Source organism: Priestia sp. P5_B4 (genome assembly GCF_056400385.1).
Genome location: NZ_JBFULJ010000002.1, coordinates 13,954 through 27,102, shown reverse-complemented (window position 1 = coordinate 27,102; position 13,149 = coordinate 13,954). Strand labels below are relative to the sequence as shown.

At 39.4% G+C, this 13,149-nt stretch carries 14 protein-coding genes and 1 riboswitch; of the genes, 8 read left to right on the top strand and 6 right to left on the bottom strand.

Annotated features, from left to right (window positions below; genetic code table 11):
* Window positions 1-31: 31 nt before the first annotated feature.
* Window positions 32-274, top strand: a complete 243-nt coding sequence (locus tag AC1DRF_RS00670) for a DUF2584 domain-containing protein (RefSeq protein WP_025750711.1) — start codon at window positions 32-34, stop codon at window positions 272-274.
* A 34-nt stretch (window positions 275-308) separates the two neighbouring features.
* Here the strand turns inward: AC1DRF_RS00670 and pckA are convergent, their stop codons facing one another.
* On the bottom strand, window positions 309-1,898 hold the full coding sequence (gene pckA / locus AC1DRF_RS00665; RefSeq protein WP_427075362.1) for a phosphoenolpyruvate carboxykinase (ATP): 1,590 nt from the start codon (window positions 1,896-1,898) through the stop codon (window positions 309-311).
* A 374-nt stretch (window positions 1,899-2,272) separates the two neighbouring features.
* A riboswitch (SAM riboswitch) is annotated at window positions 2,273-2,390 on the top strand.
* 132 nt (window positions 2,391-2,522) lie between these two features.
* Between pckA and metK the strand changes: the two genes are divergently transcribed.
* A complete protein-coding gene (gene metK, locus AC1DRF_RS00660; protein WP_013059536.1) occupies window positions 2,523-3,725 on the top strand; it encodes a methionine adenosyltransferase in 1,203 nt (400 codons plus the stop codon).
* Window positions 3,726-3,756: 31 nt separating this feature from the next.
* On the opposite strand, the gene AC1DRF_RS00655 is transcribed toward metK, so the two are convergent.
* The 3 genes from AC1DRF_RS00655 to AC1DRF_RS00645 form a co-directional block, all read right to left on the bottom strand.
* Window positions 3,757-4,902 carry a glycosyltransferase family 4 protein gene (locus AC1DRF_RS00655; RefSeq protein ID WP_427075361.1) on the bottom strand — a complete coding sequence of 382 codons (1,146 nt, stop codon included), beginning with the start codon at window positions 4,900-4,902 and terminating at the stop codon, window positions 3,757-3,759.
* Window positions 4,903-4,920: 18 nt separating this feature from the next.
* The gene (locus AC1DRF_RS00650; protein ID WP_043975902.1) at window positions 4,921-5,445 is read right to left on the bottom strand and encodes a phosphatase PAP2 family protein; all 525 of its coding nucleotides are present in this window, start codon (window positions 5,443-5,445) and stop codon (window positions 4,921-4,923) included.
* Window positions 5,446-5,636: 191 nt separating this feature from the next.
* On the bottom strand, window positions 5,637-6,164 hold the full coding sequence (locus AC1DRF_RS00645) for a gamma carbonic anhydrase (RefSeq protein ID WP_014457969.1): 528 nt from the start codon (window positions 6,162-6,164) through the stop codon (window positions 5,637-5,639).
* A 107-nt stretch (window positions 6,165-6,271) separates the two neighbouring features.
* Between AC1DRF_RS00645 and AC1DRF_RS00640 the strand changes: the two genes are divergently transcribed.
* Window positions 6,272-7,048 carry an alpha/beta fold hydrolase gene (locus AC1DRF_RS00640; protein ID WP_013059532.1) on the top strand — a complete coding sequence of 259 codons (777 nt, stop codon included), beginning with the start codon at window positions 6,272-6,274 and terminating at the stop codon, window positions 7,046-7,048.
* A 31-nt stretch (window positions 7,049-7,079) separates the two neighbouring features.
* Window positions 7,080-8,138, top strand: a complete 1,059-nt coding sequence (locus tag AC1DRF_RS00635) for a tetraprenyl-beta-curcumene synthase family protein (RefSeq protein ID WP_013059531.1) — start codon at window positions 7,080-7,082, stop codon at window positions 8,136-8,138.
* A gap of 12 nt (window positions 8,139-8,150) precedes the next feature.
* Here the strand turns inward: AC1DRF_RS00635 and mnmM are convergent, their stop codons facing one another.
* Together mnmM and mnmL are read right to left on the bottom strand one after the other, a co-directional pair.
* Window positions 8,151-8,720 (bottom strand): tRNA 5-(aminomethyl)-2-thiouridylate-methyltransferase MnmM, encoded by a 570-nt coding sequence (gene mnmM / locus AC1DRF_RS00630; protein ID WP_043975906.1) that lies wholly within the window; start codon window positions 8,718-8,720, stop codon window positions 8,151-8,153.
* Window positions 8,717-9,679, bottom strand: coding sequence for a tRNA modification radical SAM protein MnmL/YtqA (mnmL, locus tag AC1DRF_RS00625; RefSeq protein ID WP_230183015.1), 963 nt, complete (start codon window positions 9,677-9,679; stop codon window positions 8,717-8,719). Before mnmL ends, mnmM begins: the two co-directional genes overlap by 4 nt.
* Window positions 9,680-9,848: 169 nt before the next feature.
* On the opposite strand from mnmL, the gene AC1DRF_RS00620 reads away from it, so the two are divergent.
* From AC1DRF_RS00620 to AC1DRF_RS00605, 4 genes are all read left to right on the top strand, one after another.
* Entirely contained in the window at window positions 9,849-10,112 is a 264-nt protein-coding gene (locus AC1DRF_RS00620; RefSeq protein WP_013059528.1) for a YtzC family protein, read from the top strand.
* A gap of 12 nt (window positions 10,113-10,124) precedes the next feature.
* Window positions 10,125-10,280: a hypothetical protein gene (locus tag AC1DRF_RS00615; protein ID WP_013059527.1), complete on the top strand. Its 156-nt coding sequence runs from the start codon at window positions 10,125-10,127 to the stop codon at window positions 10,278-10,280.
* Window positions 10,281-10,438: 158 nt separating this feature from the next.
* Window positions 10,439-11,626: an MDR family MFS transporter gene (locus AC1DRF_RS00610; protein WP_427075360.1), complete on the top strand. Its 1,188-nt coding sequence runs from the start codon at window positions 10,439-10,441 to the stop codon at window positions 11,624-11,626.
* 156 nt (window positions 11,627-11,782) lie between these two features.
* Window positions 11,783-13,105 (top strand): GntP family permease, encoded by a 1,323-nt coding sequence (locus tag AC1DRF_RS00605; protein WP_427075359.1) that lies wholly within the window; start codon window positions 11,783-11,785, stop codon window positions 13,103-13,105.
* Window positions 13,106-13,149: the final 44 nt, after the last annotated feature.

Genomic DNA, 13,149 nt, shown 5'->3' with positions numbered 1-13,149 from the left:
CAAGTAGAATAACAGTGAGGAGTGAGAAAAAATGGGGATGCCGCTAGAATTAAATACAATGATTGTGACAAAAGGCAACGAAAAGCGTGTAACGGATAACATTTTTCAAATTGAGAAAAAAGGATATCGCTTGTATCCGTTAGATATTCCATTAAACGTTCACAAAACGAAAAATGGAGAATGTATTGGAACTGCTGTTGTGCGTAAGGTAGAAATGGAGCAGGAAAAAACCATTGTCACATATGAACTGACAAAATTACATTCGACTAACTAAAAAAACGATCGTCTATAAGACGATCGTTTTTTTATTAGACTCTAGGTCCGCCTAATGTTGAAATGTCAGATGCTACATCGTTAAAACGCTTGAAATTAGCTTTGAATTTAGCAGCAAGCTCAGTTGCCTTTTGGTTATAAGCTGTTGCATCGTTCCATGCTTTAGAAGGCTGAAGCACTTCATCAGGAACGCCCGGAACATGAGTTGGAATCGATAAACCAAAAATAGCATCTGTTACTGTTTCGGTATTAGCGAGTTCTCCTTCAAGGGCTGCTTGAACCATAGCTCGAGTGTAACTTAACTTCATTCGTTCGCCCACCCCGTATTCACCGCCGGTCCATCCAGTATTTACAAGGTAGACATTTACATTATGTTCATCGATTTTCTTTCCTAGCATTTCTGCATAAGTTGTTGGAGCAAGAGGTAAGAAAGGCTCACCAAAGCATGTAGAGAAAGTAGCCTGTGGCGATGTTACGCCGCGCTCTGTTCCAGCTAACTTACTAGTGTATCCGCTCAGAAAATGGTACATTGCTTGTTCTTTTGTAAGCTTGCTGATTGGAGGCAAGACACCGAAAGCATCAGCAGTTAAAAAGACAATAGCTGTAGGGTGCCCGGCAACGCTTGGCAATACCGTATTATCAATAGAGTCAATTGAATAAGCGGCACGAGTATTCTCTGTTAAACTATTATCATTGTAATCTGCTACTTTCGTATTTTGATTTAACACTACATTTTCCAGTACGGCGCCGAAGCGAATTGCATTGAAGATTTGCGGTTCTTTTTCTTCGGAAAGCTGAATGCACTTCGCGTAGCATCCTCCTTCAATATTAAATACACCAGAGCTTGACCAACCGTGCTCGTCATCTCCGATTAAACGACGGTTTGCATCAGCAGAAAGCGTTGTTTTACCCGTTCCAGATAAACCAAAGAATAATGCAACGTCACCTTCTTCTCCTACGTTAGCAGAACAGTGCATGGATAGAATATTGTTTTGAGGAAGTAAGAAGTTCATCACTGAGAAAATAGATTTTTTCATTTCACCAGCGTATTCAGTTCCTCCAATTAGCACAATGCGTCGCTCTAACGAAAGAATAATGAAGGTTTCAGAATTCGTCCCGTCTGTTTCAGGGTCAGCTTTGAACGTTGGAGCTGCTACAATTGTAAACGGCTTCACATCATCATTTGTTTTTTGTTCGGCTGAAGGGCGAATGAATAACTGCTGAGCGAATAGGTTGTGCCATGCAAATTCATTAACTACTTGAATTGGTAACTGATACTTTTTATCAGCTCCAGCATATCCATTAAAAACAAAAAGTTCATCCTGCTTCTTTAAGTGGGTTAAGACTTTTTTGTATAGCGCATCGAATCGCTGAGCAGAAATTGGCTGATTGACAGGTCCCCATTCAACCGTTTTTGAAGACACAGCATCGCTTACAATAAATTTATCTAAAGGAGAGCGACCTGTATATTTTCCGGTTTCGACTGACACAGCACCTGTAGAAGTCAGCATTCCTTCGCGTCGAGCTAGAATTTTTTCAACAAGTTGTGGAACAGATAATTGGTGTTTTGTTGTTTTTAATTGAAGCAAACCATTTAATTCGATAGACATATCAACAGTACTCATGTGCACTACCTTCCTTTTTTAGCTATTATTTATTCATTAATGTTTGAAATTTATAATTAGTATAACACATTTATTTAATTATTCTATACTATTTAACTAAAAATGTTTGTGTATTATAAAAAAATGTACGTTATACCTATTTTAGACACATGTATATGTGCTAGGAGCGAAAAAAGTGAAGCTATTTTAAGTGAAAGCCTCATTTTGATCTGTCTTATTAACTAAACTTAGTGATGATTCTTAATAAGGTGTACTATTTCGGAATTTGAGTATGTTACATTAAAACAGATTCAAACATAAAGAGATGATTTCCATTTGAATGTTGTTGACAGTGAAGCGCTTTTTCATGTATTATATGTCCTTGAACGGATACTCTCTTATCCCGAGCTGGTGGAGGGACAGGCCCTATGAAACCCAGCAACCATCGTCATTTTTTTGTGTAGACGATAAGGTGCTAACCTGATGCAAGGGCACAACCTTGATCGATAAGAGTGAAAGGCTTATGTAGAATTTGATACCTTTCCTCGATACAAGGAAAGGTTTTTTTATATTTTTTAACGTGTAATGAAAATAAGGGAATGAGTACCGTATCACAATGTATCGTATTTATAAGGAGGAAAACTGATGTCAACACAACGTCGTCTGTTCACGTCAGAATCTGTTACAGAGGGACATCCCGATAAAATTTGTGACCAAATTTCTGACTCAATTCTTGATGCTATCCTAGCAAAGGATCCAAATGCTCGTGTTGCTTGTGAAACAAGCGTAACAACTGGTTTAGTTTTAGTAAGTGGTGAAATTACAACTTCTACTTACGTGGATATTCCTAAAACAGTTCGTGAAACAATTAAAGGAATTGGCTATACTCGTGCAAAATACGGATTTGATGCTGAAACTTGTGCAGTATTAACATCTATCGACGAGCAGTCAGCTGATATCGCTGCTGGTGTAGACCAAGCGTTAGAAGCACGTGAAGGTCAAATGTCAGATGAAGAAATCGAAGCAATCGGAGCTGGAGACCAAGGCTTAATGTTTGGTTATGCATGTAACGAAACAAAAGAATTAATGCCTCTTCCAATTTCATTAGCTCATAAACTTGCTCGCCGTCTAACAGAAGTACGTAAAGAAGAAATTCTTCCTTACCTTCGCCCGGATGGTAAAACACAAGTAACAGTTGAATATGATGAAAACAACAAACCTGTTCGCATCGATACAATTGTTATTTCAACTCAGCATCATCCAGAAGTAACGTTAGAGCAAATTCAACGTAACTTAAAAGAATATGTTATTAATCCAGTTGTTCCAAACGAGTTAATTGATGAAAATACAAAGTATTTCATTAACCCAACAGGACGTTTCGTAATCGGCGGTCCTCAAGGAGATGCTGGTTTAACTGGTCGTAAAATTATCGTTGATACTTACGGCGGATATGCTCGTCACGGCGGCGGTGCATTCTCTGGTAAGGATGCAACAAAAGTAGACCGTTCAGCAGCTTATGCAGCTCGTTATGTTGCGAAAAACATTGTAGCAGCTGATCTTGCTGATAAATGTGAAGTACAACTAGCATATGCAATTGGTGTTGCACAACCAGTATCTATTTCAATTGATACATTCGGTACAGGAAAAGTTTCTGAAGAAGTACTAGTAGACGTAGTACGCAAAAACTTTGACCTACGTCCAGCAGGCATCATTAAAATGCTTGATTTACGTCGCCCAATTTATAAGCAAACAGCAGCTTACGGCCACTTTGGTCGTACGGATGTGGAGCTTCCTTGGGAGTTCACAGACAAAGCGGAAGCATTAAAAACTCAAGCTTTAGCTAAATAATAAAAAAATCTCCGTGAAAACGGAGATTTTTTTATGCCAATTGAATATCTGCAGCAGATTTTTCTACGACACCTTCATATTCTGAAAGCAAATGCTGAAAAATGGCGTCCCATGATTGAGTAAGAGCATAGTGTCTCGCTGCATGGCCAAAGTGAAGCCGCTGGTGCAAATCATCGAGTAAACCTGTAATAGCCGAACTGAATTCTTCTAAGGAGTGAGGTTTGCAAAGATAGCCGTTTCGCCCGTGCTGAACCATCTGTTTAACTCCTCCTGCATTTGCTGCCACTACAGGAGTTCCAGAAGCAAGAGACTCCAGTACAACATTTCCGAAGGTTTCTGTTTCTGAAGGAAAAACAAACAAATCAGATGATGAATAGATATGAGCAAGTTGCTTACCTTCAAGGAAGCCTGTAAATGTCATATGCTCAGATGCTTGCTGCTGCATTTGTTCTTTTAAAGGGCCGTCTCCTACAATAACCCAGTGAATTTGATGGCGGATATGATCCGGTAGAGATCGTGCGATTTTTATTAAAAAATCAGCGTTCTTTTCTTTAGCTAATCTTCCTACATACGTTAAAATGTAGGGCTTTTTAATATTATATTTAATACGAATATCAAAGCGGTCATAGTGGGGGTGAAATAATTTATGATTTACTCCTCGCGACCAAATAGATACGTTGTGAAACCCTTGTTCTTCTAGCTGCTGTTTGGTCACTTCAGAGGGAGCGAATATTTTTTGTACAGGTTTATAAAACCATTTCATATATTTTTGCAGTGGTACACGCATTTTTTCAAGTTCATAGTGAGATAAATAATCATCAAACTTGGTATGATAAGAGCCGACAAGAGGAACACCTAATCTTTTCCCGTAATAGGAGCCGCAAAGCCCCATTGTAAAAGGAGTGGCCAAATGAATAATAGAAGGATTGAATTCCTGCAGCTGCTTTTTAATTTTTAGAACGTTTGGCAATGAAAAGCGGCTGTTTGGATAAAGGAAAAACGGCATGCTGAGCGAACGGTGAACATACGTTGAAAATGACTGATCATGAGCAAATTCAGGAGCAAATACCTGGATGGGAATTTGCTTTGATTTGACATACTGGGTAAATTGATAAAGTGTTTTAGCAGCTCCGTTAACTTCTGGAGCAAATGTATCCGTAAATAAAGCAATTCTCATTAGTACTCCTCCTATCAATTAAGTTAAAAATATGTTCAGTGACACAGCACCTGAAAAGATGCCCAGTATCAGGCCTACCATGACATCCGTCGGATAGTGCAGACCGAGATAAATTCTTGAAATTCCTACCGTTACTGCAAGAGGCAAAAGAACGGCAGTGAAGGCTGGATAAACAATCATAAGAGGGGTAACCAACGAAAAAATAGCTGTTGTATGCCCAGACGGAAATGAATGATCTTTTAAGGGATTTTCTAATACTTTTGTATATTTTAATTGAATATAAGGTCGTTTTCTCGGATATAGTTTTTTAGCAATGGCGACAGGAATATGACTAACGGCTAGAGAAAACGCACAAGCGTAAGCGACGGATGAAGGATGCAGAAATAGCAGCAAGCACGCTATCACAATGGTAAACGTGGCTCCGCCAGTGTGAGTTAGTAAACGTAAAAATCTATTTAAGTGCTTTCGATCAAAATGTTGGTTTACGCTTTTGAATAATCGGCATTCGGCATCATATACATACTGAATTAACTTGGCTTTCATAGAGTCGCTCCCTTTTCAATAAATACGTCTTTATTATTCAGTTTAATCTTTAATTGTGTAGGCAGTACTAAAACGATGTAAATTAATATGGAAATTTCTTTACAATTGTGGAGAGAATAGAACATGATTGGAGAGTTTGTGGAGATACTAAAAAAATTCCCTCAGTATGACTTTCTGAGGGAACGTTTCCTTTATAATGAAGAATCAGATTTCTTAATAGATTTATAATACTGCCCTTTTTCTACATATTCTGTACGAATGCGCTGCATATCTTTTAAATCCTCTTCTGTCAGAGTGCGGATCACTTTAGCAGGTCGGCCGAGTGCGAGAGTATTGGGGGGTATTTTTTTACCGGGAGGCACTAAGCTTCCAGCACCGATAAAAGCACCTTCACCAATTTCCGCACCGTCTAAAATAATAGAACCCATGCCAATGAGCGCGCGTTTGCGGATGATGGAGCTATGTAAAATAACTTGATGTCCTACTGTTACATCATCCTCAATAAGCAAAGGAGCATTTGGGCTTTGATGGAGTGTTGATTGATCTTGTATGTTTACTCGTTTACCAATAATCGTAGGTGAAACATCTCCTCTAATAACAGTGTTAAACCAAATGCTGCTTTCTTCACCAATGGTGACATCTCCAGTAATCGTGACATAGTCTGCGATGAAGCAGCTGGGTGCAATGGTAGGCATTTTTTCTTTATACGGATAAATCATCAAATCATCTCCCTTTATTAGTTGAAAAAAAGTAGTAAATCTTCTAATGTAAGTGTACAAAGGTTTTTTAAGCAGGTAAACAAAAAAAGGAAGAAGGAGTAACTCAAATGCATAAATGGGAAGCAGTAAATCCAAAAGGCGTTATTGTCATGGTCCATGGAGCAGCGGAGCATCACGGACGCTATCGCTGGCTGATTGAGATGTGGCGTTCGGTTGGAATGCACGTAATTATGGGAGACCTTCCTGGCCAAGGCTTAACAACAAGAAGAAGAGGACATATCCTATCCTTTGATGAATATGTGTATGAAGTGGAAGAATGGGTACGTGAAGCGCAAAAATATGATTTGCCTATTTTCCTGTTAGGTCACAGTATGGGAGGACTAGCGGTTATTCGTACGCTCCAGACAAAAAACCTCCCTATATGGGGTGCGATTCTTTCCTCTCCTTGTCTAGGATTAAAAGAGCAAGTACCGGCTTATTTAGATATGCTATCTAAAGGGTTAAATAAAGTCATGCCGAACAAACTTTTCGATTTAGGTCTCACTGTTGAAAAAGCAACAAGAAACCAAGAAGTTCGAGATGAAGATGAAAATGACTCACTGTATGTTACAAAAGTTTCTGTAAGATGGTACCGGGAATTGATCCAAGCTGTCAACTTAGCTTTTAAAGATATCGATCGTTTGCCTGATGTCCCACTTCTTGTGATGCAGGCAGGAGAAGATAAAATTATTGAAAAGCTGATTGTTAGGCAGTGGTTTGATGAAATAGAGCTAAGTGAAAAAATCTACAAAGAATGGTCTCAGCTGTATCACGAAATCTTTAATGAGCCTGAAAGAGAATACGTTTTTACATATGCGAAAAGTTTTGTGGATCTTCACATTTAATAAGTGCGGTAAGAAATTGAGGTGAAAATAAATGAAGATTCCGTCTCATCCTATTTCATTAATGAGAAAAATTTATCGAGAAGTGTTTCCTGTCGTTCATCATGAGCTTAATCATTGGCGCGAACGAGCAAAAGAGATTCCTAATAAAGAATTGCGTACTCAAGCATTGGCAAGTATCGATACAAAAACTTTTCATTGTGAAGGAGGCGGTATCCTATCGATTTTAGCGAAAGAAAACATGATTGAATGCGTGAAATTTATTGTTGCCTACCAAACAATCAGCGATTACTTAGATAACTTATGTGACCGCAGCAATTCGCTAGACCCTAAAGATTTTGCCGCCTTACATGAATCGATGCCAGATGCGTTGACTCCTCATGCACCTCTTGGGGATTACTATCGTTTTCGAGCGGATAAAGACGACGGAGGATACTTAGCTGGACTTGTCCAGACTTGTCAGCAGTCCTTGCGAAAAGCTTGTAATTACCATATAGTCTCTTCACATTTATTAGAACTAGCTAATTATTATTGTGATTTACAAATACATAAGCATGTTGAAATCAAGGAAAGAGTTCCACGATTAGAGAATTGGTTCGATGCTCACCGGCACAGTGTTCCTGAAATGGAGTGGTATGAATTTTCAGCGTGCTCTGGTTCAACGTTAGGAATTTTTTGTTTAGTTGCTTATAGCTTTCAAGAAGAGATGACCGAAGAAATGACGCAGAAAATAAAAGCGGGATATTTTCCTTATATTCAAGGCTTACATATTTTACTCGATTATTTAATTGACCAAGAAGAAGATAAAGCAGGAGGAGATTTGAACTTTTGTTTTTATTATCCTCATTATCAGCAAATGATGGATCGCTTTTTGCATTTTGTCGTAAAAGCGGACGAATATGCTAAAAAACTGCCAGATTATCACTTTCACTGCTTTATCTATAAAGGACTCTTGGGCGTTTATTTGTCGGATCAAAAAGTGCGGGCACAAAAACATGTTCATGTGAATGCACGTAGGTTAATAAAAGCGGGGGGAGCCCTCAGCTACTTTTTCTATATCAACGGACGCTTGTACCGAATGTTAAAAAGATAAGCCATATGCGGCTTATCTTTTTTCAATAGCAATGATGAAGGGAGGATTGTTTTGCTGATTCATGAAACGATATTGTAAAACGTGAACGTCTTTTTGATCAAGATTTTGGACATGCGTTAGTAAATCGTCTCTTTCTTGTTTCCCTTGTTCGTGTCCATGATAAATAACGAGCACAATCACTCCTTCAGGTGCTAGCAAATCAAGTAACTGCTCAATTGCAGAGATTGTTGTTTCAGAAGTGGTGACAATGTCTTTATCTCCACCTGGTAAATAACCTAAATTAAAGACAGCGCCCGTGACTCGTCCTTTAATAGAACGAGGAAGCATGTTTATATTGCTGTGGCTTTCTTGGATAAGTGTTACTCTGTTTTCTACATGGTATTCTGTCAATCGCTGTTGAGTTGCTTGAATAGCTTGAGGTTGAATATCAAATCCATATACATGACCTGTATCTCCGACTAAGTTAGCTAAGAACAATGTATCATGTCCATTTCCTGCTGTGGCATCAATCGCGACATCTCCTTGGGCCACAGCATTAGTGAGCAATGTGCGGGCAAAAGGCAGGATACGTTCTATTTTCATCTTTCCATCAACTCTTTTTCGTAATATTTTCCTTGATAGCTTTGACGATGTTGGAGCTCTTGATCAATGGCATTTAATACGCTCCACTTATTTACGCTCCACATCGGTCCAACCATGAGGTCTATCGGTCCATCGCCTGTAATACGATGAACAATCATCTCAGGAGGGATTACTTCGAGCTGATCGCATACAAGCTTTACGTATTCTTCAAATGAAAGAAATTCAACAAGGCCCTTTTCATACTGTTTGACCATAGGAGTTCCTTTTAATAAATGAAGCAGATGAATCTTGATTCCTTGAACGTCTAATTTTGCTACTTCACGTACGGTTTCCATCATCATATCAGGTGTTTCTAAAGGCAAACCATTAATGATGTGAGAACAAACGCGAATACCGTGTTTTCGAAGCTTTGCTACCCCATCTACATAGCATTGATGATCGTGTGCCCGGTTAATAAGCAGTGAAGTTCGTTCATGAACAGTTTGCAGTCCAAGTTCTACCCATAGATAAGTTCGTTCATTTAATTCAGCCAAGTATTCCACCACATCGTCCGGGAGACAGTCAGGGCGCGTGGCGATAGAAAGCCCAACAACTCCAGGAAGCTTTAAGACGGCTTCATATTTTTCACGAAGCTCCTCGACAGGAGCATGAGTATTAGTAAATGCTTGAAAGTAAGCAACGTATTTTCCGTCTTTCCACTTATGATGCATTTTTTCACGGATTTCATTAAATTGTGTCACGAGGTCATCCGCTCTGTTTCCGGCAAAATCCCCTGAGCCAGCAGCACTGCAAAACGTACAGCCGCCGTGAGCTACCGTGCCGTCTCTGTTTGGACAATCAAATCCTCCATCTAAGGCTACTTTAAATACCTTATGGCCAAAGTGGTTACGTAAGTGGTAATTCCAGGTGTGATAACGTTTGTTTTCAGATTTATACGGAAATGGGTTTGTCTGACTCAAATCAGCAACCTCCTTTTTACATGCAATATACATCAACAAATTGTATCAAAAACGTGAAAAAGTGCCAAACAAATTTAAGGATGCTTATATTTAACAGGTTCTTCTTGTCGTAAAGAGAAGTAAAGTTGCGCAAAATAAGACAGAAATGAACGAATAGGAGGAATAGAGAATGACAACTCGTCAAGCAGTGGATCAACTTATGCAACAGTGTGAAGATGCTATTCGCTTTGGACAAGGCCAGTTGCAGGAAGGCATGAAGCAAGAACATTATAACGACACTGAATATACAAAAGCACAAGAAAAATTAGAAAATGCTTATAAAGAAATTGAAGAGTTTTCTCACAGTGCAAATGCACAGCAAAGAGAGCAGCTATATCGCATGCGCCTGCAAGTTCAGCAGCTGCAAAATAAATTGATCACAACTCAGCATTAAGGGGAGGATTTTATGGCAACGCGTTCAAATCAAAATAATCCGGAACAAAAAACAAAAAACGGGATCAACAGCAATGACATTGAGCTAGGAAAAGATTTTGATCCGGTAAAAGAATTAAAAGCACGAAACAGCAAGCGTGCACAGCCGGTTCGTTCGAAGCAAAAGTAAGCGATAAAAAGGTGGTTTTGCATGATATTGTCATGTGAAATCACCTTTTTAAATAGTCAGCGAATTTTAAATAAATTGTCTATATGTAAAAGCATTGCGAACCCGTTAAGAAAAGACTAGAATGTACGTTGGCATTCGAATAGATAGGGGGGAGATCAATGCCTAAATCACTTTGGTTTTTGATTATTGGTATGCTTGTAAACGTAACGGGAGCTTCATTTTTATGGCCTCTCAATACAATTTATATAAATGAACATTTAGGAAAGTCGTTGTCCGTCGCAGGAGTGGTTCTTATGCTGAATTCTGCTGCAAGCGTAGTAGGAAATTTGCTTGGAGGAACGCTTTTTGACAAAATCGGAGGATATAAATCCATTTTATCAGGAATTATTATTACTCTTATTGCATTAGTGGGACTCGTGTTTTTCCATGGTTGGCCTACATACGTTGTTCTCTTGGTTGTTGTAGGGTTTGGATCTGGTATTGTGTTTCCATCTATGTATGCAATGGCAGGGTCCGTTTGGCCACAGGGCGGAAGAAAAGCATTTAATGCGATGTACGTTGCTCAAAATGCAGGAGTAGCTATTGGCGCCGCGGTAGGAGGCATTGTAGCGTCTTATTCATTTACGTATATTTTCTTAGCTAATACAATTTTATACGTTATTTTTCTGCTTATTGCTATTTTTTCATATCGCCATATTTCGGTTACAGTTGGGCAAACGAATGTCCTTAATGAAGCTGGGAGCATTGGGCATAAAACGAAGCTGACTGCTCTTCTTATTTTATGTACGGGGTATGTCTTATGCTGGGTGGCGTATGTTCAGTGGCAAACAACGATTGCTACGCATACACGTGAGCTGAATATACCTCTTTCTAGCTACAGTTTGCTTTGGACGATTAACGGGGTTTTAATTGTAGTCGGTCAGCCTTTGATTGTACCCATCATTCAAAAAGTAGCAAAAACATTAAAAGTACAGGTCCTAATTGGAACGGTTATTTTTGTGGCTTCTTTTGTTATCGTGGTGAATGCTACAACATTTCCGCAGTTCTTAACAGCCATGGTTGTGTTAACAATTGGAGAAATGTTCGTTTGGCCAGCCATTCCAGCTGTTGCAAGTCAGTTGGCACCATCTGGAAAAGAAGGATTTTATCAAGGTGTAGTTAACAGCATGGCTACTGCAGGTAAAATGATTGGTCCTCTCTTTGGAGGCGTTATTTTCGATGCGTTTAATATGTCTACGCTGTGCTATTTATTAATTGGGCTATTGCTATTCAGCATGTGTACAACATGGATATACGATTATAAATTAAAAGAAAAACGTCAGCGTTCGTTAACCATCTCTAAATAAATAGAGATGGTTTTATTTTTGACTGCTTAATAAACGTAGGAATGTCTTCAGTATTCCTTTAATAATATAGTAAGGGTCGTGACAAGCAAAGGAAGGAGTATATACCTGTAAATATGTAAGCGTTTTCTGATTATATGACTTCATGGGGGGCTAAACATGCTTAGTATGATTGGATTAATTGGAGGATTATTGCTACTCATTGTATTAACGATGAGAGGCATGAATTTATTTATAGCAGGTCCGCTCAGTGCTTTAGTTGTTGCGTTAACAAGCGGAATGCCTTTATTTCCACAGCTGGTGAAAGAAGGAGAAGCAAATTTTGTTGGAAATTACATGTCTGGTTTCACAGGATTTATTGCTTCTTGGTATTTAATGTTTCTATTGGGCGCCGTCTTTGGAAAAGTGATGGAAGACAGCGGGGCTGCTGATAGTATTTCTCGCTGGATTGTCAGTAAACTAGGAATGAAAAGAGCAGTGTTGGCGATTGTACTTGCCTGTGCGGTCTTGACATATGGAGGAGTCAGTTTGTTTGTAGTAGCATTCTCTGTCTATCCAATGGCTTTGAGCTTATTCAAACAAGCCGATTTGCCGAGGCGGTTTATTCCTGCTGCTTTAGCATTTGGTTCCGTTACGTTTACGATGACCTCGGCTGGGTCGCCTGAAATCCAAAACTGGATTCCAATTGAATATTTGAAGACTAGTCCGTATGCAGGATGGGAAGTTAGTTTAGTTGTAGCAGTAGTGATGGCTGTATTCGGCTACTGGTGGTTAAAGCGCTTGATTTCAAAAGCAGTTAAAAATGGAGAGCGTTTTATATCACGCGAGAAAGATCCAGTAGTAACGGAAAATCAGTCTCTTCCTAATCCTTTATTAAGTTTGCTTCCGCTTGTGGTCGTGCTCATTATTTCTTTTGCACTTCATAAGCCACTTCAGCAATCTGCGCTGATTGTCGCACTTTTAAGCGGGATCATTGTCACTTATATTGTGAACCGAAAGCATTTTAAAGGATTTTGGAATGCAGCTTCAGAAGGAACGCTGGGTGCGTTAATTGCTATTGGGAATACAGCCGCTGTCGTAGGTTTTGGAGGAGTTGCTAAGGCTGTTCCCGCGTTTGGAGTGGCTGTAGATGCCATGACGCATATTCCAGGAAGTCCGTTGATCGGAGGAGCTATTGCCGTGAGTGTTATCGCGGGGATGACAGGTTCGGCTTCAGGAGGTCAGGCGATTGCTTTGCCAATTTTAGCACCTCACTATCTAGATGCTGGTGTAAATCCAGAAGCTCTCCATCGCGTAGTAGCTATTTCCTCTGGAGTACTAGATTCCTTGCCTCATAATGGTTATGTCGTAACAACCATTAATTCTATTTGCGGAGAAACTCATAAAGATGCGTATGGATCAGTTGCAGCAATGACGGTGATTGTGCCGCTTGTTGGTCTTGTACTTGCGATCATCCTGTTTTCTTTTGGATTTGGCATTTAATAATAGCAGCTAAAGAAAGCAGGGGCTGGGATAAAAGTATTTTA